The following is a 21,571-nucleotide window of genomic DNA, read 5'->3' as shown; positions in this document are numbered from 1 at the left end:
CGCACGAGGCCCCGACACCATGAGCATGAGCCAATGTCACGGATCAATCAACTGAAAATGAAAACTAAAATGGTGGCGAGTTCTAGCCGGGCATGGGGATTTTCAATAGAGCGTTGATCCATGCAAACTATTTCACGCGTCACCCGCCAATTCTGTTCCGCTTTCTGCCTGCTCGTGGCCGTCGTTCAGCTTTCTCATCCTGCCAGGGCGGAGATGAGTGCCTGGGCCAACAACGAGGGCGGTCGAATGCGGCTGATCGCGCTGCCACCTGATGCAAGCGGGACTATTCGCGCCGGACTGCAGATCGAGCCGAAGCCAGGCTGGATTACCTATTGGCGGGAGCCGGGGAACAGCGGCATCCCGCCTCAAGTCAGTTTTTCTTCTGAAGGCGTCTCGTTCGACAAGATGAGCTTTCCTATCCCGAAGCACATTGCCGACGACAAGGTCGATGAGGTGGCTTACGACGCGTCGGTGACCTTCCCGCTGCAACTGACGGCGAAAGACCCGGCTCTCAGGGAACTCAAGGCAAACGCCTTTATCGGCATCTGCAAGGAAATCTGCATCCCCTTCCAGGCAGAGCTGTCGCTGACCTTTGAACCGTTGGCCAGTTCGCGCCCTGACGAGGAAAAGATCCTCCGGGATGCCGAGGCTGCTCTGCCGGAAACCGCCTCGTCTACATTCAAGGTGGACGACCACACGCTGTCGGCCGACATGAAGGAACTTTCTCTCCGCATTACCCTTCCGGAGAGCGGCGAGAGCGCGCCGAAGGTGATCGTCGCAGGCCCGAGCGGGCACGTCTTTACCAAGCAAATGGCGACCCATCGCGACGGCAACAAGTTCACGACGACGCTGTCCGTCGGCAAGCTGCCGAAGGCATACGACATCCATGGAAAGACGTGGAGCGCACTCGTCATCGACGGTTCGCGCGCTATCGAGACCCCGCTTGCCTTTGAGTGATCGCGTTCTATAGTCGCGCCGAAATCGCGGCATTTGTGCCGCCTCATGACAAGGAGACGTCCATGACCATCGCAATCGGCGACAAGCTTCCTGCGGCTACTTTCAAGGAAAAGACGGCGGATGGCCCGGTCGAAATTTCGACAGAGCAGCTTTTCAACGGCAAGCGCGTCGTCCTCTTTGCGGTCCCTGGTGCGTTCACGCCCACCTGCTCGCTGAACCATCTACCGGGTTACCTCGAAAACCGCGACTCGATCCTTTCCAAGGGCGTCGATGATATCGCCGTTGTCGCCGTCAACGATTGGCACGTGATGGGTGCCTGGGCCCAATCCTCCGGCGGCATGGGCAAGATCCACTTCCTCGCTGATTGGGACGCAAGCTTCACCAAGGCGCTCGGTCTCGATGCCGATCTATCGGCCGGCGGTCTCGGTGTCCGATCGAAGCGCTACTCCATGCTCGTCGAAGACGGCGTCGTGAAATCGCTGAACGTCGAAGAAAACCCAGGTCAGGCCACGGTTTCCGGGGCAGCCAGGATGCTGGAGCTGCTGTAAGGCTTCACACCTCGACCATCTGAAGCGGCCCATGCGGCCGCTTTTTTATTTCCACGTTTAAGTTCGCAGCGCGCCACGTTTTTGCCTTATTTGTTATAACATAACGGTAATGTTATTACATTTGGTGCGATATGTATTTCTCGAAGTTTCAACACTCTAGGGGCCTGATGGCGCTTTCTGCTGGCCGTCGTGTTTTCTACGTCGCATTGATTGGCATCCCACTCTGGGCAGCGATCCATTGGGCGACGCTGCTGCCATGAGCGCCGTTGCGATCGAGCTTGAAGACCTGACGGTCGCCTATGAGCGGCATCCGGCCGTGCATCATGTTTCTGGAATCGTTGCGGTCGGAAGCCTTACCGCAATCGCCGGTCCAAACGGAGCCGGCAAGTCCAGCCTGCTGAAGGCGATCGTCGGAGAACTCCGTCCATCCTCCGGCACCATAAGGCACCGATTGAGGCGCACGGATTTCGGCTATCTGCCGCAAGCGGCCGACATCAACCGCCGCTTTCCGATCTCGGTGCTCGACACGGTTCTGTTCGGAGCCTGGCGGCAGTCCGGAGCTTTCGGACAGATCTCATCGGCGGAGCGGCAGAAAGCGCGCGACGCGCTCGCCATGGTTGGCCTCGAAGGCTTTGATCGGCGCGGCATCGGACCGCTGTCAGCCGGGCAGTTCCAGCGCGTACTCTTTGCCCGGCTGCTCCTGCAGGATGCGAGCGTCATCCTTCTCGACGAGCCGTTCACGGCCATCGATGGTCGCACGACGGGGGATCTCTTGGAGATCGTCGCGGATTGGCATCACGAGGGACGAACGATCCTCACAGTCCTTCACGATTTCGAGCAGGTCCGTGCCCACTTTCCGCAGACACTCCTGCTTGCGCGCGAAGTTGTCGGTTGGGGAGCAACGGCGGATGTCATGTCCCCGGGGAACCTCCGCAAAGCGCGAGCGATGGCCGAGCAGTGGGACGAAGGCGCCGGCATTTGCGAGCCAGCGAGATGACCGCCTACGACCTCCTCCTCGCGCCTTTCGCGGATTATGGCTTCATGCGCCGCGCGCTCGTCGCCTGCCTGTGCCTTGGGCTTGGCTCCGGGCCGATCGGGGTCTTCCTTATGCTGCGGCGAATGAGCCTCGTCGGCGACGCGATGAGCCACGCCGTTTTGCCTGGCGCTGCGATTGGCTATCTTGTCGCCGGTTCGCTCTCCTTGACGGCGATGGGGCTCGGGGGGCTCGTTGCCGGGCTTTCGGTTGCACTCCTCTCCGGCATGGTCAGCCGTGTAACATCCTTGCAGGAGGATGCGAGCTTCGCCAGCTTCTACCTCTCCTCGCTGGCGCTCGGCGTGCTCATCGTTTCCTTGCGCGGCTCGAATGTCGACCTGTTGCATGTCCTCTTCGGCACCATTCTCGCGATCGATGCTCCTGCCCTTTATGAGATCGGCGTCATCAGCACCGTGACACTGACAGTCCTCGCGATCATCTACCGACCGCTGGTCGCGGAGTGTTTCGATCCGGGTTTCCTCAGGGCTATCGGCGGACGCGGACCGATCTATCATTTTCTCTTTCTGCTGCTGGTCGTGCTCAATCTGGTCGCCAGTTTCCAGGCATTGGGAACGTTGATGGCGGTTGGTCTGATGATGCTGCCGGCTGCGATCGCGCAGCTCTGGTCGCGTAGTCTCCCTTCGATGATGGCGATCGCAGCCGCGAGCGCTACTGCCTCCGGCTATCTCGGGCTCATTGCCTCCTACCATCTCGGACTCGCCTCCGGACCGACGATCATCATGACGGCGGCACTGCTTTACGGCCTTTCGATCTTCCTCGCCCCGTCGGGCCTCGCCCGGCGGTATTTCCCTCGCCCGCACCTGAAGGGCTGACAACCCCGGAGACCCTCATGATTTCCCGCAGACTGCTTTTCTCAGTGATGCTCCCCGCGCTCGTGGCGCTTTCGACGACGTCCGTATCTGCCGCGCCCCTCAAGGTGGTGGCATCTTTCACCGTTCTCGCCGACGTGGTCCGCCAGGTCGGCGGTGACCGCGTGACTGTCACAAGCCTCGTTGGCCCGAACGGCGATCCCCATGAGTTTGAACCGTCGCCAAGCAACGCAAGGAACCTCAATGCGGCGCAGGTCGCCTTCATCAGCGGCGAAGGGCTGGAGGGCTGGATGGACCGCCTCATCAGCGCCTCAGGCTACAAGGGAAAGCCCGTCGTCGTCTCGGAAGGGATAGAGTTCCGCACGATGGACGAGGACGGGCAGACGGTCACCGATCCGCATGTCTGGAACAGTCCCGTCAACGTCAAGGTCTGGGTTGCCAACATCGAACAGGCGCTTGCGAAGGCTGCTCCGGCCGATACTGCGGCGTTCAAGACCAATGCCGAGACCTATCTGAAGCATCTCGACGCGCTCGATGTCTATGCGCATTCGAAGCTCGATACCATCGCTGCCGACCATCGCAAGGTGCTGACCAGCCACGACGCGTTCGGCTATTTCGGTCGTGAATATGGCGTGAAGTTCCTCGCCCCGATCGGCGTTTCGACAGAGAGCGAAGCCTCCGCCGCGGATGTCGCCAAACTGATCGAACAGATCAAGACCGAGCACGTGAAGACGTATTTCTTCGAGAACTCCAACGATCCGCGCCTCGTCAGGCAGATCGCGAACGCGACGGGTGCAGAACCCGGCGGCGAACTCTACGTCGAGTCTCTTTCCGACGCCAAGGGGCCAGCATCGACCTACGAGAAGATGTTCCGCTACAACGTCGACCAGCTTGTGGCGGCGATGGCGAAAGCCAGCTGACGACGACGGCTGGGTCGCGCAATGGTGCGGCCCAGCCTCAATAATTGAGATCGAACACGATCAGGCCACCCAGACCACCATCCGTCGAGGAGACAATGCGCTCGCCGACGCCCACATGCTCCGGATGCACGAGGTAGGCATCGCGCGCTTCGGCGCTTTCAAAGGTCACGGCAAAACCGTCGACATAACCGGCGTGCAGCCCCTCCGGCGAGACGTTCGGGCCGTATTTGATGTCGATGATGCCGGGGATCACCTGCTTCAGCGCGACGATCGCTTCGAACAAGGACTGCTTCTCTTCGACCGTCATCGCGGCCTTCAGCCGCATCAGTACGCAGTGCAGGATCATATGGCATCCTCCCAATGACATTGGCTGCAAGCATAGAGAGGGAAGCGTGGGCCGGGCAACAACAAAGGCCGCTCTCAACAGGAAAGCTGGCAGTCAATGCCCGACGGCCATTTCGACCCCTCAAACCGTCGCAATCGGAACAACGCTGTGGCCATTCTTCTTTAGTCTGTTGTCAACGGCCGGATCAGGTTGAGGAGCCAAGGACGGTCGACAGCATTTTCAACGGAGGAGATGAAAATGAGCAAGAACCGAGGCGTCGTCTACATGCGGCCCGGCAAGGTCGAAATCCACGACATCGACGATCCGAAACTCGAGGCCCCCGACGGCCGCAAGATCGAACACGGCGTCATCCTGAAAGTGATCTCCACCAACATCTGCGGATCGGACCAGCATATGGTTCGGGGCCGCACGACGGCGATGCCCGGCCTCGTCCTCGGCCACGAAATCACCGGCGAGGTGATCGAGAAGGGCGTCGATGTCGAGATGCTTCAGATCGGTGATATCGTCTCCGTGCCGTTCAACGTCGCCTGCGGCCGCTGCCGCTGCTGCAAATCGCAGGACACCGGCGTCTGCCTGACGGTCAACCCGTCGCGCGCCGGCGGTGCCTACGGCTATGTCGACATGGGCGGCTGGATCGGCGGCCAGGCGCGTTACGTGACCATTCCCTATGCCGATTTCAATTTGCTGAAATTCCCCGATCGCGACCGCGCCATGGAGAAGATCCGCGATCTGACCATGCTCTCCGACATCCTGCCGACCGGCTTCCATGGCGCGGTGCGCGCCGGTGTCGGCGTCGGATCTACCGTCTATGTCGCCGGTGCCGGCCCGGTCGGGCTTGCAGCGGCTGCATCCGCCCGCATCCTCGGCGCTGCGGTGGTGATGATCGGCGACTTCAACAAGGATCGCCTTGCCCATGCCGCCAAGGTCGGCTTCGAGCCGATCGACCTGTCGAAGAGCGACCGGCTCGGCGACATGATCGCGCAGGTGACCGGCAGCAACGAAGTGGACAGCGCAATCGACGCCGTCGGCTTCGAAGCGCGCGGCCATAGCGGCGGCGAGCAGCCGGCGATCGTTCTGAACCAGATGATGGAGATCACCCGCGCGGCGGGCTCGATCGGCATTCCGGGCCTCTACGTGACCGAAGACCCGGGTGCGGTCGACAATGCCGCCAAGCATGGCAACCTGTCGCTTCGCTTCGGTCTCGGCTGGGCAAAGGCGCAGTCCTTCCACACGGGTCAGACGCCGGTGCTGAAGTATAACCGCCAGCTCATGCAGGCGATCCTGCACGACCGGCTGCCGATTGCCGATATCGTCAACGCCAAGGTCATTCCGCTGGAAGACGCGGTGCAGGGCTATGAAAGCTTCGACCACGGCGCGGCCACGAAGTTCGTCCTCGACCCGCATGGCGAAGTCGCCAAGGTAGCATAGTCGACAAGCCTCCCAAGGCTCGGCGCAGCGGATGCCACCTGCACCGCTGCGCCATCCGGCAGTGCTCTCCCCTACGAAATCTCCAGCAATAGCGCCCGATGATCGGAAACCTCGGGCTCTTCAACGACGTCGAACGCTGCGACATTGATGTTCGATGTGACCAGCATATAGTCCGCGTAGCGGCCTTCCTTCGCGTAGTGCGAGGTCCGCGTATCCGTGTGGCCGCGCGAGGTCACGAGGTCGGTAAGACCGAGTTCGGCAAGCGCTCCAAACATTTCACTGTCGGGGAGCACGTTGAAGTCGCCGCAGACGACGAGCGGCTCGCCCTCGCGCCATATGCGGCGGATGAGAGCGACCAAGGCATCCGCCTGCCCGCGACGCGCTGGTGTGTCTCCCTTCCCGGCAAGGTCGCGCAGACCGTGCAGCTGGGCGATGGTGATCGGGCGATTGGCGCGATAATCGAACAGGCGAAGGCACTGCGTATTGCGCGCACGGGGGTGCGCGCCATAGCCATCAGCCGAGAAGTCGCCATGCACGAAATCCATGGCCTGGCCGATAATCGGGTGAGATGGGCGCACGAAGGTCGCAAGACCGAATTCCGACATGACAGAGGTCCCGCCTTCAAATAGTTCGCCCCGCGCGGTCGGCGCGAAGAAGGCGTCATAGGCGGGAAGGACCGCCTTGATCTCGGAAAACAGATTGGCGCGCTGCGGCAGGATGTGGCTGCCGTCGCGGTATACCAGCCAGTCATTGGAAACGGTCACCGAGCGGGTGATCTCCTGCAGGCAGAGAACATCCGCGTCGATCCCGGCGAGGTAGGGAATGAGGGGCGCATGCAGCTTTCCGCCCCATGCATTCAACGAGACAATCCGCATGACATCCCTCCGGTCTGCGCCAAGCGCTTCCTTGCAGATTCAGGGAAACGCTCGATGTCCGTGTTTCTGCGACATTCCGAGCGACAAGCTCTAGCGCTTCTTGAACGGCTCCATTCCCTTGCGGGCGAGTTCGTCGGCGCGCTCGTTTTCAGGATGGCCGGCGTGGCCCTTGACCCAGTGCAGAGTCACCTTGTGCTTGTTTCGGGCTTCCTCAAGCGCCTGCCAGAGCTCCGCGTTCTTCACCGGCTTCTTGTCCGCGGTCTTCCAGCCGTTCTTTTTCCAACCGAAAATCCATTTGGAGATGCCGTCCTTGACGTAGACGCTGTCCGTGTAGAGGTCGACTTCGCAGGGCGTCTTCAGCGCCGTCAAGGCGGAGATCGCCGCCAGCAGCTCCATACGGTTGTTGGTGGTTTCGGGCTCGCCGCCGAAGAGTTCCTTTTCCGCCTCGCCGTAGCGCAGCACTGCCCCCCAGCCGCCGGGGCCGGGATTGCCCGAGCAGGCGCCGTCCGTGAAGATATCGACGTGCTTCATACCGCAAGCCCATATTCGGCGGCTGAGCCGATCTGCCGGTGGAAGCGCAGCTTGCGCAGATATTCGAGCGGGTCCTTCTTGGTGACCAGCGCGCCCTCCGGCGTCGTCAGCCAATCGTAGAGGCGCGTCAGGAAGAAGCGCAGCGCCGAACCCCGCGAGAGGATTGGGAGCGCTGTCAGTTCGGCATCACTGAGAGGCCGGACACTCTGGTAGCCCTCCAGCATCGCCATGCCCTTGGTGATGTTGTAGGCGCCGTCCTTCTCGAAGCACCAGGCGTTCAGGATGATCGAAACGTCATAGGCAAGCAGGTCGTTGCAGGCGAAATAGAAATCTATCAGGCCGGACAGTTCGTCACCGAGGAAAAAGACGTTGTCCGGGAACAGATCGGCGTGGATGACGCCATCAGGCAGATCCTTCGGCCAATGGGCGGCGAGGAAATCGAGCTCCGTGCGGATCTCTTTCTGCAGTCCCTTCTCCACCTCATCGGCGCGAGCCTCGGACTTCTCCCAAAGCACCTTCCAGCCATCGACGGACAGCGCATTGGGACGCTTCAGCTCGAAGCCTTCGCCGGCAACATGCATCTGGGCGAGCGCCTTGCCCACCTCACGGCAATGCTTGGCTTCGGGCTTGCGCAGCCACATGCCTTCCAGGAAGGAGATCAAAGCTGCCGGACGATCGGACAGCGTGCCTAGCAAGGCCCCGTCCTTACGCGGCAGCGGCAGTGGGCAGGACAGGCCGCGGGCCGCCAGATGCTGCATCAGCCCCAGGAAGAACGGCAGATCGTTCTTCTCGACGCGCTTCTCGTAAAGGGTGAGGATCAGCGGGTCCTTGGTGGTGTGCAGCAGGAAGTTCGAGTTCTCGACGCCTTCCGCAATGCCTTTGTAGGAAAGCAAAGTCCCGGCATCGTACTCCGTCAGGAACCACTTCAAATCGTCTTCGGAAATATCGGTGTAGACTGCCAATTTACGTCCCGCGAAAATGTTTGATCAATTGAAGACTGCGCCTACCCGGGCGCCAGTGGCCGCCGCAATCGTCCCCTCGACGGTTGCTCCCGCAAAGCGGAATTGCGGTTTACCCGTTTACGAATGCCATGTCTGCCGTCGTCAGCTCTATGTTGCGCAGTTCGCGGTTGACGAGGAAATGCTCGTTTTCCTGAACCGTCTCGGCGAGCTCGACCTTGGCGTCGAAGCGAGCGCGGAAGGCCTCGATAATTTCGTTGACGATCACCTCCGGCGCCGATGCACCGGCGGAAAGTCCAAGCGTGGAGATCTGACCGATCTCATCCCAATCAAGTTCCGAGGCGCGTTGCACGAGGAGCGACTTCTTGGCCCCTGCCCGCAGCGCCACCTCGACCAGTCGCTTGGAATTCGACGAGTTCGGCGCTCCGACGATGATGAAGAGATCGCAGCCGGGAGCAGCCTGCTTGACCACTTCCTGACGGTTGGTGGTCGCATAACAGATCGAGTCGGCGGCTGGCGCCGTCAGATTGGGAAAGCGCTCCTGCAGGCGCGCGATGACGCCGGCCGTGTCGTCCACCGACAGCGTCGTCTGCGTCACGTAGCCGAGATTATCGGGATCGACGGGCTGATAGGCGTCGGCGTCCTCGACCGTCTCGATGAGGGAGACAGAGCCCTCCGGCAACTGACCCATCGTGCCGATGACTTCAGGGTGACCGGCATGACCGATGAGCACGACATGACGGCCGAGCCGGCTGTGGCGCATCGCCTGCTTGTGGACTTTCGACACCAGCGGACACGTGGCGTCGAGGTAGAAGAGATTGCGAGCGCTCGCATCTTCAGGCACGGATTTCGGAACGCCGTGAGCGGAGAAGACGACCGGCTGGGCACGATGCTCTTCCGGGATCTCGTCGAGCTCCTCGACGAAGACTGCGCCCTTGGCTTCGAGGCCTTCGACCACATAGCGATTGTGGACGATTTCATGGCGGACATAGACCGGCGCCCCGTAGGATTTCAGCGCCAGCACGACGATCTGGATGGCGCGGTCGACGCCGGCGCAAAAGCCGCGCGGTCCGCAGAGCCTGATCGTCAAGGGTGGTTTCGCCGCAATATTCATGTCTGTTCCGGTGTGTGAAGATAGCGCTCTCTAGCCCAATATAGGCAAGAATTGAAGCGATACTATTGCGCCGGCCCCCGCTTACGGAAACGGGCGACCACAACGATGATCACGAGCGTTGCCGCAAGCCCATACCATGTGAAGGCATATTGCAGATGGTTGTTGGGCAGATCGACATCGGTGACACCGCCGATCGGCAGCCCCTTCGGATTGGGGGTATCGTCCGCGTCCACGAAGAAGGGAACGACTTGAGCCTGGTCGAGCCCGACACTGGAGGCCATCACATCGAGGTCCTTCCAGTAGAAGATGTTCTTCGCTACATCATTGTCGGGCACGACCCAGGATGGCTTGCCTGCCAGTTTTGCGCGGGCGAGACCGGTGACCGTCTGCTGATCGGTCAGCTGCCCCTGCATGCGCATTTCCGGTTCCTTGTTCTCATAGGGAACGAAACCTCTGTTGACGAAGAGATAGCGGCCGTCGGCAAGCTGCAGCGGGGTGTAGACATAGAAGCCTGTCTGGCCATGCCAGGTCGCGAAGAAGTGCCGCTCCTTGCTGTTGACGTATTCGCCGGTGACCGTGATGTGACGATAGTCGACGTCCTCGCTTTTCGATGCCATGCCTTCGATATCGGCAAGCGATGCCGGCGGCGCCTGCCGGCGCTCGGCGATGTCGGCGAGCAGCTTTTCTTTCCAATGCAGCCGCTCGACCTGCCAGGTACCGAGCGAGAGAAGAATCGCCAATGCGATCAGCACCGCCGTTCCGGTGAGGATCGACCGCTTCCGGCGAGACGCCGAAACATGAACTTCAGTCACGAGAGATGCGCCCCTCGCTGGCGTTATGGCGATACTGCATCGCGATCAGGATCCCCTTGCACCAGCGCAGGGCAAACAGGGAGAGAATGACGGTCAGAGGGCCGAACAGCAGAATGTGCAGCCAGATCGGCGGCGCGTAGTTGACCTCAAGCCACAGCACCGAGCCGATGATGATGAAGCCGACAATCAGAATCACGAAGACCGCGGGACCGTCGCCGGCATCGGCAAAGGCGTAATCGAGACCACAGGCCGAGCAGCGCGGCCTCAGCGCCAACAAGCCGTTGAAGAGCTTTCCCTGGCCGCAGCGTGGGCAGCATCCCTTAATGCCTGTCTTCACCGGATCGACCGGCGGGAAATGTGCGCTGTCCTCGTTCATGCCATCCTTCCAATTGCCTATGGCCAACCAGGGCCTCTGCCTTAACTCACCCATAAAGTATTCGCAGAGGGAAAGGAAATACCTGCGCTCTTTCGCCTCAGCGATTCGCGCCAAACAGAAGAAGAAAACTGATGACCTACGACAGCTCGGCCGGACAGATCGTCATTCTGAACGGCGCCCCGCGCAGTGGAAAATCGTCGATCGCCAACGCGATCCAGGAGCACTTCGATGGCCCCTGGATGAACCTCGGCGTCGACACCTACAACGACATGACACCGGAGCGCTATCTGCCTGGGATCGGGCTGCGCCCAGGCGGAGAACGCCCCGACCTCGAGGAGATGGTTCCGTTTCTCTATGCCGCGCTCTATGAGTCGATCGCCATTCATGCCGGGCTCGGCCTCAATGTGGTGGCTGACCTCGGCCATCACGACAGCTACTCTCAGCCGCTCGGCATTCTCGCCGATTGCGCGCGCCGGCTTGAGGGATTGCCGGTGCTTTTCGTCGGTGTCAGATGTCCGATCAAGGTCATCATGAAGCGGCGAAACATCCCTGTACCCGGGGGACATACGCTTTATGTGAAGGCGACCGAAAACGACGCGGTCCCCCATCCCGTCCAGCTCTGGCAGGAGCAGGTCCATATCCCCGGTATCTACGATCTTGAGGTGGACACCTCGGTGTTGACGCCGCTCGAATGCGCCGAAGCAATCCGGCAACGCCTCGACCTCGGCATTCCCGAACCCTCCGCATTCCAGCGCATCGCCGCCATGCGATGATCCAGAAAACAAAAAGGGCGGGTGCCGTGGCACCCGCCCTTTTTAATCCATGACCTCGGCTCAGCCCGCAGCCAGCGGCGCGCCCCAGCCGCCCCAGACGTAGATGCAGAAGAACAGGAAGAGCCAGACGACATCGACGAAGTGCCAATACCAGGCCGCTGCCTCGAAGCCAAAATGCTGTTTCGGCGTGAAGTCGCCGCGGATCGCGCGCAGCAGGCAGACCAAGAGGAAGATCGTACCGATCAGAACGTGGAAACCATGGAAGCCGGTCGCCATGAAGAAGGTCGCGCCGTAGATCGAATTCTTGAAGGCGAACGGAGCGTGTGCGTATTCGTAGGCCTGTACCGTCGAGAACAGGATGCCGAGCAGGACGGTCAGCGTCAGGCCCTGAATCAGGCCCCTGCGGTCGTTATGCAGCAGCGCATGGTGGGCCCAGGTGACTGTCGTGCCGGACAACAGCAGGATGACCGTGTTGTAGATCGGCAGGTGCCAGGGATCGAGGACTTCGATCCCCTTCGGCGGCCACTGACCACCGGTAAAGGCAAGGCGGGAGGCCTGAATCGCTTCGTTCGGGAAAAGGCTGGCGTCGAAGTAAGCCCAGAACCAGGCGACAAAGAACATCACTTCCGACGCGATGAACATGATCATGCCGTAGCGAAGGTGCAGCGAGACGACGCGCGTATGGGCGCCTTCATCTGCTTCCTTCACGGTGTCCGACCACCAGCCGAACATGACGTAGAGAATGATCGCAAGGCCGATGAAGAACAGCCACGGATGGGCCCACTCGACGCCGAAGAGGTGCAGCGAGCCACCGTTGAGATAGCGCATGAAGCCGACGCCGCCGAACGTGATGACGAACGCGCCGATCGAAGCCAGCAGCGGCCACGGGCTTGGGTCGATGATGTGGTAGTCGTGATGTTTCTGATGAGCATCAGCCATGTAAGCTATCCCCGGATCTCTTCCTCTCCGCTCCGGCATAGCCGGAAACGAACCTCAATCAAAGTTTCTTTTCAAGCTTTACCGTTCCACCCTCATTCGAAGCCACCGGCTTCGGACCCTCTTTCGGATAGAACGTATAGGACAAGGTAACGGTGTGGATATCCTTCGATTCCACAGCCTTGGTAATATCAGGATCGATATAGAACACGACCGGCATCTCGAGCTTTTCGCCCGGCTTCAAAACGGTCTCATTGAAGCAGAAGCACTGCACCTTGTTGAAATAAACGCCCGCCTCGCCAGGGGTCACGTTAAACACTGCCTGACCGCGCTGCGGCTCGTTCGACTTGTTCACCGCGGTGAAATTCACCTGAATGGTTTCGCCGATGCGCGGGTTGACCTCGCGCTCGACCGGCTTGAACTCCCAGTCGAGACCCGGCGCAACGTTGGCGTCGAAAGTGACTCGCATCTTGCGGTCGAGGATCACGCTGGAAGCCTGCTCGACGCGCTGCGTCGTGCCGTTATAGCCGGTGAGCTGGCAGAACATCCGGTAGAGGGGAACAGCAGCATAGCTGGCAGCGCCCATCCCGAAGACGAAGGCAAGGCACATGAAAACGACGGCACCGTTGTTACGCGGCTTTCTCGGCGTGCTCTGCATCTCGCTCATCCCATGTGCCCCGACGTAAACTTCACGATCGTGATCGCGTAGAACAGCACGACCAGCCCGGCAAGGACCAGACCGAGAGCGACATTGCGGTTGCGGCGCGACTTGCGCTGCGCTTCCGTAAGCTTGACGACGTCCATCAGAAAATGCCTCCCGCGTGTGAAACGAGCACAGCCGCAAGCCGGTCGAACATCAGGGCGGAGAAGATCGCGAAGAGATACAGGATCGAGAAGCCAAAGAGCTTCTTCGCCGGGATCATCTTCTCATCGCCGTCCGGCATCCGCCAGACGGCGATGGAACAGTAGATAAAGATTGCGCCGAGTGCTGCGGCCACCAGGCCGTAGCCGAGGCTCGCAAAACCGAGCGCCGTCGGCAGTACGCCGCACACTGCCGTCAGCACGGCGTAGGCAACGATCTGATGCTTGGTGGTACGCTCGCCCGATACGTTGGGCAGCATCGGGACACCGACTGCCTCATAGTCTTGCATCTTGAACAGCGCCAGCGCCCAGAAGTGAGCTGGCGTCCACAGGAAGATGATCATGAAGAGCACGAGGCTCTCGATGGTGACGGTCCCGGTCACGCAGGCCCAACCGATCATTGGTGGAAAGGCACCGGCTGCACCGCCGATGACGATGTTCTGCGGCGTCGAACGCTTCAGCCACATCGTATAGATCACAGCGTAGAAGAAAATCGTAAAGGCGAGGATCGAGGCTGCGAGCCAATTGACGGCGAGCCCGAGGATAATCACCGAAAAACAGGAAAGCACCAGACCGAATGCCAGAGCCTCGCGCGGAGCGATACGGCCGGCCGGGATCGGACGCTTGGCGGTGCGGGTCATGATCGCATCGATATCGGCGTCGTACCACATGTTGAGTGCGCCGGAAGCGCCCGCGCCGATGGCGATGCAAAGGATGGCAATGAGACCGAGAACCGGGTTGATGTGGCCCGGGGCCAGAACGAGACCGGCAAATGCAGTGAAGACCACGAGCGACATGACGCGCGGCTTCAGGAGCTCGAAATAATCGCGCGCACTCGCTTCCGACAGGCGGAACTCGCCGTCGTGTGCCAGAGCTTTGCGGTTGCCGATTACTGTCATTCTCTTGTCCTGCAAACTTGTAAGCCGACCGCCGCACTGTAACACGCGGCGGTCGCAATTTCTCGCATCTTACTTGATGCGCGGGAGCTGTTCCCACTGGTGATACGGCGGCGGAGAAGACAGCTGCCATTCGAGCGTCGTTGCGCCCTCACCCCACGGATTGTCCCCGGCAACGCGCTTCTTGGCGAAGGCTTCAAAGACGCCGATCAGGAAGATCAATACGCCGACGGCCGAAATGTAGGAGCCGATCGAGGAAACATAGTTCCAGCCGGCAAATGCATCCGGGTAGTCGATGTAGCGGCGCGGCATGCCCGCGAGGCCAAGGAAATGCTGCGGGAAGAACACCAGGTTGACGCCGATGAACATGACCCAGAAGTGCAACGTGCCGATGAACTCGTTGTACATGTAGCCGGTCATCTTCGGGAACCAGTAGTACCAGGCAGCGAAGATGGCGAAGACTGCGCCGAGCGACAGAACGTAATGGAAGTGGGCCACAACGTAGTAGGTGTCATGCAGCGAACGGTCCAGGCCGGCATTGGCGAGCTGAACACCCGTGACGCCGCCAACGGTGAACAGGAAGATGAAGCCGATCGCCCAGACCATCGGCGTGCGGAAGCTGATCGAGCCGCCCCACATCGTCGCGATCCAGGAGAAGATCTTCACGCCCGTCGGAACGGCGATGACCATCGTTGCGAACACGAAGTAGCGCTGCGCATCGAGCGACAGACCGACGGTGTACATGTGGTGAGCCCAGACGACGAAGCCGACGGCACCGATCGCGACCATGGCGTAGGCCATGCCGAGGTAGCCGAAGACGGGCTTCCGCGAGAAGGTCGAGATGATGTGGCTGACGATGCCGAAGCCGGGCAGGATCAGGATGTAGACTTCCGGGTGACCGAAGAACCAGAACAGGTGCTGGTAAAGGATCGGGTCGCCGCCGCCCTCAGGCACGAAGAAGGATGTGCCGAAGTTGCGGTCGGTCAGCATCATGGTGATGGCGCCGGCGAGAACCGGAAGCGACAGCAGCAGCAGGAAGGCGGTGATCAGCACCGACCAGGCAAAAAGCGGCATCTTGTGCAGTGTCATGCCCGGAGCGCGCATGTTCAGGATCGTGGTGATGAAGTTGATCGCACCGAGGATCGAGGACGCACCAGCGATGTGGAGCGCAAAGATCGCAAGATCGACAGCAGGCCCCGGCGTACCCGAGCTCGACAGCGGCGGATACATCGTCCAGCCGCCGCCTGCGCCGTAAGCGCCGGCAGGACCTTCAACGAACATCGACAGGATAAGCAGCAGGAAAGCCGGAACGATCAGCCAGAACGAGATGTTGTTCAGACGCGGGAACGCCATGTCAGGCGCACCGATCATGATCGGCACCATCCAGTTGGCAAAGCCGCCGATCATCGCCGGCATGACCATGAAGAAGATCATGATCAGCGCATGCGCTGTCGTGAACATGTTGAACATCTGCTTGGCGCCGTCGATAGCGGCGTCGCCTTCATAGCCGTAGACCATCGATGCCAGACCGTGGAAGATCTGGATGCCCGGCTCCTGCAACTCCATGCGCATGGCAACGGAGAGCGCGCCGCCGATGATGCCGGCGATGATCGCGAAGATCAGGTAAAGCGTGCCGATGTCCTTGTGGTTCGTCGAAAAGAACCAGCGATTGACGAAGCTCGGCTTGTGCGAGTGATCGTGGTGGTCGTCATGGGCGTGCGCGCCATGAGAAAGATCATGCGAGTGATGATCGTCGTGTGCGGAAGGTCCAGCCATGTCCCGTTCCCTCTTCCCTTACTTAGCCACGTTTTCGGCAACGTTGACGGTCCCTGCGGCACCATCGGTTGCGGCCATGAGTGTTTTGTACGCGCCCGGCAGATCGGTAGCCGCACCGGCGAGCCACTGCTTGTACTTGTCCTCGGAAACGACGCGGATGGCGATCGGCATGAACGCATGATCCTTGCCGCAGAGCTCGGAGCACTGGCCGTAGAACAGGCCTTCGCGCTCGGCGCGGAACCAGGTTTCGTTCAGGCGACCCGGAACGGCGTCGATCTTGACGCCAAAGGACGGCATGGCGAATGCGTGAATGACGTCGGTCGGGGCAGCGGTCACGAGAACGCGGACAGTCTTGTTGACGGGCAGAACAAGCTCGTTGTCGACAGTCAGCAGGCGCGGATAGATCGCCTTGTCTTCCTTGCCGGCGGCTGCGCGGTCGGCATCCTTAAGCAGGAAGGAATCGAAGGCGAGCGGGTTTTCGCCCGAGCCTTCATATTCGTAATTCCACTGCCACTGCGTCGCGGTCGCCTTGATGGTGACGTCAGGATTTTCCGGCAAGGTCAGCTGGGCGGTCAAGAGATTGAACGAAGGCACAGCGAGGAAGAGAAGCACGAGGACCGGTCCCACGGTCCAGGCAACTTCGATCATCGTATTGTGGCTCGTTTTGGACGGCACCGGGTTTGCGCCGGCGCGGAACTTGAGACAGACGACGATAAGAAGGACCAAAACGAAGAGCGTGATCGGAACGACAAACCACAGGGTATATTGTTCGAACCAATGAATGTCCCGCATGATCGGCGTGGCTGCCGGCTGCAACGTCGCCTGCCACGGCATCGGTTGGTCGGCATAGCTGCCGGAAGCAAAAAGCAGACAGACCAGCGCGGTCAGAGCTGCATAAGCCTTCTTAATCACGTTAAAATCTCCCTCGAGCGCTGATCTGCGCAAAATCACGCACAGAATCCTTGCCATCTCAGCGCTTCAAACCACAGTTTGTCATTGATCGCAACAGCCCAAAGCGTTTGTTCGTGCGGCATTTTCGCTTTCAGCCAGGCTGATCCAACCATAACGAAACATTCCATCTTTTCGTTATAATCGGTGAAATATCGCTTGCGACCGTGCCATCCCACCAACATTCTCGGATAAACGTCCCATTTCCGCCGTAGTCCCCGGCTTTTCAGCGCATGGGGCTTTTCATTTTTGGTGGCGCGCCCCAACTTAGCGGCACTGATTCGAATTGCAGAGGTTTTCATGGGTTTCCGTTCCCTCGCACGGCCGTTCGTGCTGACAGCGTGCATTGCGGCCGCGGCGACTGCTCCCGCTTTCGCCCAGCAGCAGCCCGCGCCGGCACAGCCCGCGCCCCAAGCTCCGGCGACGCAGGCAACGCCCGGCCAGACGCAGCCGCAGGCACCCGGCACCGTAAAGTCGAACCACGGCGCATGGTCGGTGGTCTGCGACAAGCCGGCTGGCGCCTCGACTGAGCAGTGCGCCTTGATGCAGAACGTCATCGCCGAGGATCGGCCTGAAGTCGGTCTCTCCGTTGTCGTGCTGAAGACCGCGGACCGCAAGTCGAAGATCCTGCGCGTTCTGGCACCGCTCGGCGTTCTCCTGCCGAACGGCCTCGGCCTCAATGTCGATGGCAAGGATATCGGCCGGGCCTATTTCGTCCGTTGCTTCGCCGATGGCTGCTATGCAGAGGTTGTTCTCGAGGACGAACTGCTGAAGACCTTCCGCAGTGGTGCCAGTGCGACTTTCATCGTCTTCCAGACCCCGGAAGAAGGGATCGGCATCCCTGTCGATCTGAAGGGCTTCGCCGAAGGCTACGACGCCCTCCCCTGACCTTCTCATTTTTCGGGGCTTGCTCGAACCGTCCACCGGACCTACATCGGCTGAGAGCATTCCTGCTTCAGCGGAGCATAAAGACATGAATACGGATCTCCTCACGCTTTTCGATGCCGACGAAGCGAAGATGCGCTCGCTCGTTGCCGAGGCGCTTTCGGGCGCTGATGACGGGGAGCTCTACATCGAACACGCCCAGGCGGAATCGCTGATGTTCGACAATGGGCGCCTGAAGGGCGGCAGTTTCAACACCGAGCAGGGTTTTGGCCTGCGCGCGGTTGCCGGCGAAGCCGTCGGTTACGCGCATGCGGGCGACCTTTCGGTTGCCGCCCTGAAGCGAGCGGCCGATGCGGTTGGCGCCGTCACCCGCGGTCATTCCGGCAGCTATGCGGCGGCTCCCCAGCGGACCAACAAGAAGCTCTATTCCGACGAGAACCCAATCGGCACGCCGACCTTCGAGGAGAAGGTCAAGGTGCTGCAGGACATCGACGCCTATCTCCGCGGCAAGGACGCCAAGGTGCGCCAGGTCACCGCGTCGATCGCCGCCAGCTGGCAGGTCGTCGACATTCTACGCGCCGACGGTCACTGCGTTCGCGATATCCGCCCGATGACTCGCATCAACATCTCGGTCATTGCGGGCGAAGGCGATCGTCAGGAGAGCGGCTCCTACGGCAGCGGCGGCCGCATCGGCTTTGGCGATTTCATCGCCGAGGACAACTGGCAATACGGCGCCGACGAAGCCTTGCGGCAAGCGCTGGTAAATCTGGAGGCGATCGAGGCGCCGGCTGGCACCATGGACGTCGTGCTCGGTTCCGGCTGGCCAGGCGTCATGCTGCATGAAGCGGTCGGCCACGGGCTCGAAGGCGATTTCAACCGAAAGAAGACGTCGGCCTTTGCCGGCCTTCTCGGCCAGATGGTCGCGGCACCCGGCGTGACCGTCGTCGACGACGGCACGATCGACAACCGCCGCGGCTCGATCACTATCGATGACGAGGGCACACCGTCCGGCTACAACGTGCTGATCGAAAACGGCAAACTCGTCGGCTACATGCAGGACCGGCAGAATGCCCGCCTGATGGGTATGGCCCCGACCGGCAACGGACGTCGACAGGGCTACGCACACGTTCCGATGCCCCGCATGACCAACACCTACATGCTGGGCGGCGACAAGACGCCGGAGGAAATCATCTCCTCCGTCAAGAAGGGCATCTATGCCGTCTCGTTCGGCGGCGGTCAGGTGGATATCACGTCAGGCAAGTTCGTATTCGGCTGCACAGAGGCCTACCTGATCGACAACGGCAAGATCGGCGCCCCAATCAAGGGCGCGATGCTGATCGGCAACGGGCCCGAGGCCATGAAGCGCGTTTCGATGGTCGGCAATGACATGCAGCTCGACACCGGTATCGGCAATTGCGGCAAGGCCGGTCAATGGGTTCCTGTCGGGGTCGGCCAGCCGCACCTCAGGATGGATCAGATCACCGTGGGCGGCACGAAGGCTTAGTCGAGAACGAGAAGCGGCGATGAGCGAAATTGAAATCAGACCTTTCGTTGGTTCCGATGTCGATGATGTTTTCTCGGTGATCCTGCCGATCCAGCGCGAAGAATTCGGGATAGAGATCACAGCCGACGATCAGCCGGACCTCTCCTCCATCTCTGACTTCTATCAGTCCGGGAAGGGTCAGTTCTGGGTCGCCGTGCGCAACAGTCAGATTGTCGGCACGATCGGGCTGAAGGACATCGGCAACGATCAGACGGCACTGCGCAAGATGTTTGTCGCGGCCGACGTACGCGGCCACGAACACGGCGTCGCGGCAAGGCTTCTGGCGGAACTGCTGGCACATGCGGAGACCGAGGGAATCAAGGACGTCTTCCTTGGAACCACGGACAAATTCCTTGCAGCACATCGGTTCTACGAAAAGAACGGATTCGGCGAAGTTTCGAGAGGCGAGCTGCCGCGGTCGTTTCCGCTGATGGCTGTGGACAGCAAATTCTATCGACGCAGCATCATTGCGGCCTAACGTCTAGGCCTGCTCCGGCTGGAAGAGCCATTTGCGCTTGATCGCCGCCGAGAGATCCAGATCGTTCCTGTGGGCAAAAAGAAGGACGTGGCCCAGCACGTCCGCCGCCTCGTCAGCGAGATCGCGCACCAGTTCCTCATCCGATCGGCCCTTCCGGCGTCCTCTACCGCTGACGCGGTTCCAAGCCTGGGTAAGCTCGCCGATTTCCTCCTGAAGCTTCAGCAGAAACCAGTCTGCGTCGCGCTCGATGCCGTTGGCATCGGCATAGTTCCGTGAAGCACGCTCGAACTTTTCAGCGAGATCATTCAGCATGATGTTCTCCTTCTGTTTACAAAGGAGAACCCTGATTCTGTCGGAAAGTCGAGATGGATCAGCCGTGATCGGGCAGCAGCATGCAGTCGTAGGAACGCTGCTTCAGGGCGTCACAGGCAGATGCAGCCGCCTCTCGGCTCTGGAAGCCGATGAAGCGAGCGCGATAGACCTTGTTCGCGCCATTGCCGACAGCCTCGGTATAGGGCGACGCGGCTTTCAGGGCCGCACCACCCTCGGCCTTGGCCTGGGCAAGAAGGGCGCGGGCGGCATCGTCGCTCGATGCCGCTGAGATCTGAATCTGCCAGTCACCGGAAGCCGCCGGCGCACCAGCGGATTTAGCGGCGGGCTTGCCGACACTGGCAATGCCGGCAAGAGCGGACGGACGCTCCATCGGTACTGTCGTTTCGCTCAGATAGCCCAGCGCCTTTGGCGACAGCTCATTGGTGCGGGGCGCGGTTTCCGGGACCGGCATGTCGCTATCATCCGCTGCGGAAGCGACTTCCACCGACTGGCGAGCGTTCGTGCTTGCGACGAGCCGCGCGCCGCCGGACGAGGACGCACGGCCGAGATACTTGTCGAGCAAACCGGCCATCTTGTCGTCGCGGCTGCGGGCGGTGCGGCCGCCGAGCACGACACCAACGACGCGGCGGTCGCCATCCTTCACGGCGCTGACCAGATTGAAGCCCGAGGCATTCGTATAGCCGGTCTTGATGCCGTCCATGCCCTGGTAGCGGTACATCAGATTGTTGTGGCCGCGGATCGTGCGCCCACGGAAAGTGAAGCTCGCGGTCGAGAACAGTCGGTATTCGCTCGGGTAATTCCGCATGAGCGCCACGGCGAGCGTGGACATGTCACGTGCGGTGGTAACCTGCCGGCCATCCGGGAGACCCGAAGCGTTATAGAAAGTCGTGCGGCTCATGCCGAGCTGCCGTGCCTTCTGCGTCATCATGCTGGCAAAGTTGCTTTCCGACCCACCGAGCTTCTCGGCCATGGCGGCGGCGGCATCGTTGGCCGACTTGGTGATCATGCCGAGGACCGCGTCGCGAACCGTGATGGAATCACCGGCGCGAACGCCGAGTTTCGTCGGCGGACGCGAAGCGGCGTATTTCGACATGACGAGCGGCGTGTTCCAGGTGATCTTGCCGCGGTTGATCGCCTCGAAGGCCATGTAGATTGTCATCATCTTTGTCAGCGAGGCTGGATGGTTCAGCACGTCGGCATTCTCGGCGCTGAGCACCTTTCCGGTTCGGGCATCCAGGATCAGGGAGGCGCTGCCTGCCATCGCCGTCAACGGCGCCGCAACGACAAGCGTCGCGGTCATAATCGCGGCCAACAGCTTTTTCATGCAATTCCCCTCGATGAACGAATAGCCGGCGCCATTCGGATTTGTCCCGTTCCGCTACAGAAGCCGCCAATGTGGCGCGACTTTGCGGC

The 21,571-nt window shown here is 60.8% G+C and carries 26 protein-coding genes; 10 read left to right on the top strand and 16 right to left on the bottom strand.

What is annotated here, in order from left to right; translation table 11 throughout:
• Positions 1-120: 120 nt before the first annotated feature.
• The 5 genes from ATY79_RS24470 (at position 121) to ATY79_RS24450 (ending at position 4,288) form a co-directional block, all read left to right on the top strand.
• Entirely contained in the window at positions 121-957 is an 837-nt protein-coding gene (locus ATY79_RS24470; RefSeq protein WP_088705122.1) for a protein-disulfide reductase DsbD domain-containing protein, read from the top strand.
• A gap of 62 nt (positions 958-1,019) precedes the next feature.
• The gene (locus ATY79_RS24465; protein ID WP_088694703.1) at positions 1,020-1,505 is read left to right on the top strand and encodes a peroxiredoxin; all 486 of its coding nucleotides are present in this window, start codon (positions 1,020-1,022) and stop codon (positions 1,503-1,505) included.
• Between the two features lie 256 nt (positions 1,506-1,761).
• Positions 1,762-2,502, top strand: a complete 741-nt coding sequence (locus ATY79_RS24460) for an ABC transporter ATP-binding protein (RefSeq protein ID WP_088705121.1) — start codon at positions 1,762-1,764, stop codon at positions 2,500-2,502.
• Positions 2,499-3,371, top strand: a complete 873-nt coding sequence (locus ATY79_RS24455) for a metal ABC transporter permease (protein ID WP_088705120.1) — start codon at positions 2,499-2,501, stop codon at positions 3,369-3,371. Before ATY79_RS24460 ends, ATY79_RS24455 begins: the two co-directional genes overlap by 4 nt.
• Positions 3,372-3,388: 17 nt before the next feature.
• Positions 3,389-4,288, top strand: a complete 900-nt coding sequence (locus tag ATY79_RS24450) for a zinc ABC transporter substrate-binding protein (protein WP_088705119.1) — start codon at positions 3,389-3,391, stop codon at positions 4,286-4,288.
• Positions 4,289-4,325: 37 nt separating this feature from the next.
• On the opposite strand, the gene ATY79_RS24445 is transcribed toward ATY79_RS24450, so the two are convergent.
• The gene (locus tag ATY79_RS24445; RefSeq protein WP_088705118.1) at positions 4,326-4,634 is read right to left on the bottom strand and encodes a Dabb family protein; all 309 of its coding nucleotides are present in this window, start codon (positions 4,632-4,634) and stop codon (positions 4,326-4,328) included.
• Between the two features lie 237 nt (positions 4,635-4,871).
• On the opposite strand from ATY79_RS24445, the gene fdhA reads away from it, so the two are divergent.
• Positions 4,872-6,062 carry a formaldehyde dehydrogenase, glutathione-independent gene (fdhA, locus tag ATY79_RS24440; RefSeq protein ID WP_088694520.1) on the top strand — a complete coding sequence of 397 codons (1,191 nt, stop codon included), beginning with the start codon at positions 4,872-4,874 and terminating at the stop codon, positions 6,060-6,062.
• A 71-nt stretch (positions 6,063-6,133) separates the two neighbouring features.
• Here fdhA and ATY79_RS24435 read toward each other — a convergent pair whose 3' ends face one another.
• The 6 genes from ATY79_RS24435 to ATY79_RS24410 form a co-directional block, all read right to left on the bottom strand.
• Positions 6,134-6,937: an endonuclease/exonuclease/phosphatase family protein gene (locus ATY79_RS24435; protein WP_088705117.1), complete on the bottom strand. Its 804-nt coding sequence runs from the start codon at positions 6,935-6,937 to the stop codon at positions 6,134-6,136.
• 90 nt (positions 6,938-7,027) lie between these two features.
• Entirely contained in the window at positions 7,028-7,468 is a 441-nt protein-coding gene (gene rnhA, locus ATY79_RS24430; protein ID WP_088694522.1) for a ribonuclease HI, read from the bottom strand.
• Positions 7,465-8,430 carry a homoserine kinase gene (locus tag ATY79_RS24425; RefSeq protein WP_088705116.1) on the bottom strand — a complete coding sequence of 322 codons (966 nt, stop codon included), beginning with the start codon at positions 8,428-8,430 and terminating at the stop codon, positions 7,465-7,467. Before ATY79_RS24425 ends, rnhA begins: the two co-directional genes overlap by 4 nt.
• A gap of 109 nt (positions 8,431-8,539) precedes the next feature.
• Positions 8,540-9,541, bottom strand: coding sequence for a 4-hydroxy-3-methylbut-2-enyl diphosphate reductase (gene ispH, locus ATY79_RS24420; RefSeq protein ID WP_088694524.1), 1,002 nt, complete (start codon positions 9,539-9,541; stop codon positions 8,540-8,542).
• Positions 9,542-9,603: 62 nt separating this feature from the next.
• Positions 9,604-10,353, bottom strand: coding sequence for an SURF1 family protein (locus ATY79_RS24415; RefSeq protein ID WP_088694525.1), 750 nt, complete (start codon positions 10,351-10,353; stop codon positions 9,604-9,606).
• A complete protein-coding gene (locus tag ATY79_RS24410) occupies positions 10,346-10,729 on the bottom strand; it encodes a DUF983 domain-containing protein (RefSeq protein ID WP_088694526.1) in 384 nt (127 codons plus the stop codon). Before ATY79_RS24410 ends, ATY79_RS24415 begins: the two co-directional genes overlap by 8 nt.
• 131 nt (positions 10,730-10,860) lie before the next feature.
• Between ATY79_RS24410 and ATY79_RS24405 the strand changes: the two genes are divergently transcribed.
• A complete protein-coding gene (locus ATY79_RS24405; protein WP_088694527.1) occupies positions 10,861-11,502 on the top strand; it encodes a chloramphenicol phosphotransferase in 642 nt (213 codons plus the stop codon).
• Positions 11,503-11,562: 60 nt separating this feature from the next.
• Here the strand turns inward: ATY79_RS24405 and ATY79_RS24400 are convergent, their stop codons facing one another.
• The 7 genes from ATY79_RS24400 to ATY79_RS30655 form a co-directional block, all read right to left on the bottom strand.
• On the bottom strand, positions 11,563-12,441 hold the full coding sequence (locus ATY79_RS24400; protein WP_088694528.1) for a cytochrome c oxidase subunit 3: 879 nt from the start codon (positions 12,439-12,441) through the stop codon (positions 11,563-11,565).
• A gap of 58 nt (positions 12,442-12,499) precedes the next feature.
• A complete protein-coding gene (locus ATY79_RS24395) occupies positions 12,500-13,105 on the bottom strand; it encodes a cytochrome c oxidase assembly protein (protein ID WP_088694529.1) in 606 nt (201 codons plus the stop codon).
• The gene (locus tag ATY79_RS31030) at positions 13,102-13,242 is read right to left on the bottom strand and encodes a hypothetical protein (RefSeq protein ID WP_028747883.1); all 141 of its coding nucleotides are present in this window, start codon (positions 13,240-13,242) and stop codon (positions 13,102-13,104) included. The genes ATY79_RS24395 and ATY79_RS31030 overlap by 4 nt, the downstream gene beginning before the upstream one ends.
• Positions 13,242-14,198: a heme o synthase gene (locus ATY79_RS24385; protein ID WP_088694530.1), complete on the bottom strand. Its 957-nt coding sequence runs from the start codon at positions 14,196-14,198 to the stop codon at positions 13,242-13,244. The genes ATY79_RS31030 and ATY79_RS24385 overlap by 1 nt, the downstream gene beginning before the upstream one ends.
• A gap of 69 nt (positions 14,199-14,267) precedes the next feature.
• Positions 14,268-15,971, bottom strand: a complete 1,704-nt coding sequence (gene ctaD, locus ATY79_RS24380; protein WP_088694531.1) for a cytochrome c oxidase subunit I — start codon at positions 15,969-15,971, stop codon at positions 14,268-14,270.
• Between the two features lie 18 nt (positions 15,972-15,989).
• On the bottom strand, positions 15,990-16,883 hold the full coding sequence (gene coxB / locus ATY79_RS24375; RefSeq protein WP_189637240.1) for a cytochrome c oxidase subunit II: 894 nt from the start codon (positions 16,881-16,883) through the stop codon (positions 15,990-15,992).
• Positions 16,884-16,918: 35 nt separating this feature from the next.
• Complete coding sequence (locus ATY79_RS30655) at positions 16,919-17,221, bottom strand: hypothetical protein (protein ID WP_141105584.1); 303 nt, start codon at positions 17,219-17,221, stop codon at positions 16,919-16,921.
• Here ATY79_RS30655 and ATY79_RS24365 point away from each other — a divergent pair.
• The 3 genes from ATY79_RS24365 to ATY79_RS24355 all read left to right on the top strand — a co-directional run bounded on the left by ATY79_RS24365 (position 17,220) and on the right by ATY79_RS24355 (position 19,825).
• Positions 17,220-17,807, top strand: a complete 588-nt coding sequence (locus ATY79_RS24365; protein ID WP_007793136.1) for an invasion associated locus B family protein — start codon at positions 17,220-17,222, stop codon at positions 17,805-17,807. The genes ATY79_RS30655 and ATY79_RS24365 overlap by 2 nt on opposite strands.
• 85 nt (positions 17,808-17,892) lie before the next feature.
• On the top strand, positions 17,893-19,308 hold the full coding sequence (gene tldD, locus ATY79_RS24360) for a metalloprotease TldD (RefSeq protein ID WP_088694534.1): 1,416 nt from the start codon (positions 17,893-17,895) through the stop codon (positions 19,306-19,308).
• Between the two features lie 19 nt (positions 19,309-19,327).
• Entirely contained in the window at positions 19,328-19,825 is a 498-nt protein-coding gene (locus tag ATY79_RS24355) for a GNAT family N-acetyltransferase (RefSeq protein ID WP_088694535.1), read from the top strand.
• A gap of 3 nt (positions 19,826-19,828) precedes the next feature.
• Here the strand turns inward: ATY79_RS24355 and ATY79_RS24350 are convergent, their stop codons facing one another.
• Both ATY79_RS24350 and ATY79_RS24345 read right to left on the bottom strand, forming a co-directional pair.
• On the bottom strand, positions 19,829-20,137 hold the full coding sequence (locus ATY79_RS24350; RefSeq protein WP_088694536.1) for a pyrophosphatase: 309 nt from the start codon (positions 20,135-20,137) through the stop codon (positions 19,829-19,831).
• Between the two features lie 58 nt (positions 20,138-20,195).
• Positions 20,196-21,482, bottom strand: coding sequence for a D-alanyl-D-alanine carboxypeptidase family protein (locus tag ATY79_RS24345; protein WP_088694537.1), 1,287 nt, complete (start codon positions 21,480-21,482; stop codon positions 20,196-20,198).
• Positions 21,483-21,571: the final 89 nt, after the last annotated feature.

The sequence above is a fragment of the Rhizobium sp. R693 genome (genome assembly GCF_002211315.1).
Lineage (GTDB): Bacteria > Pseudomonadota > Alphaproteobacteria > Rhizobiales > Rhizobiaceae > Rhizobium.
This window is presented reverse-complemented; position numbering and strand designations above follow the sequence as displayed.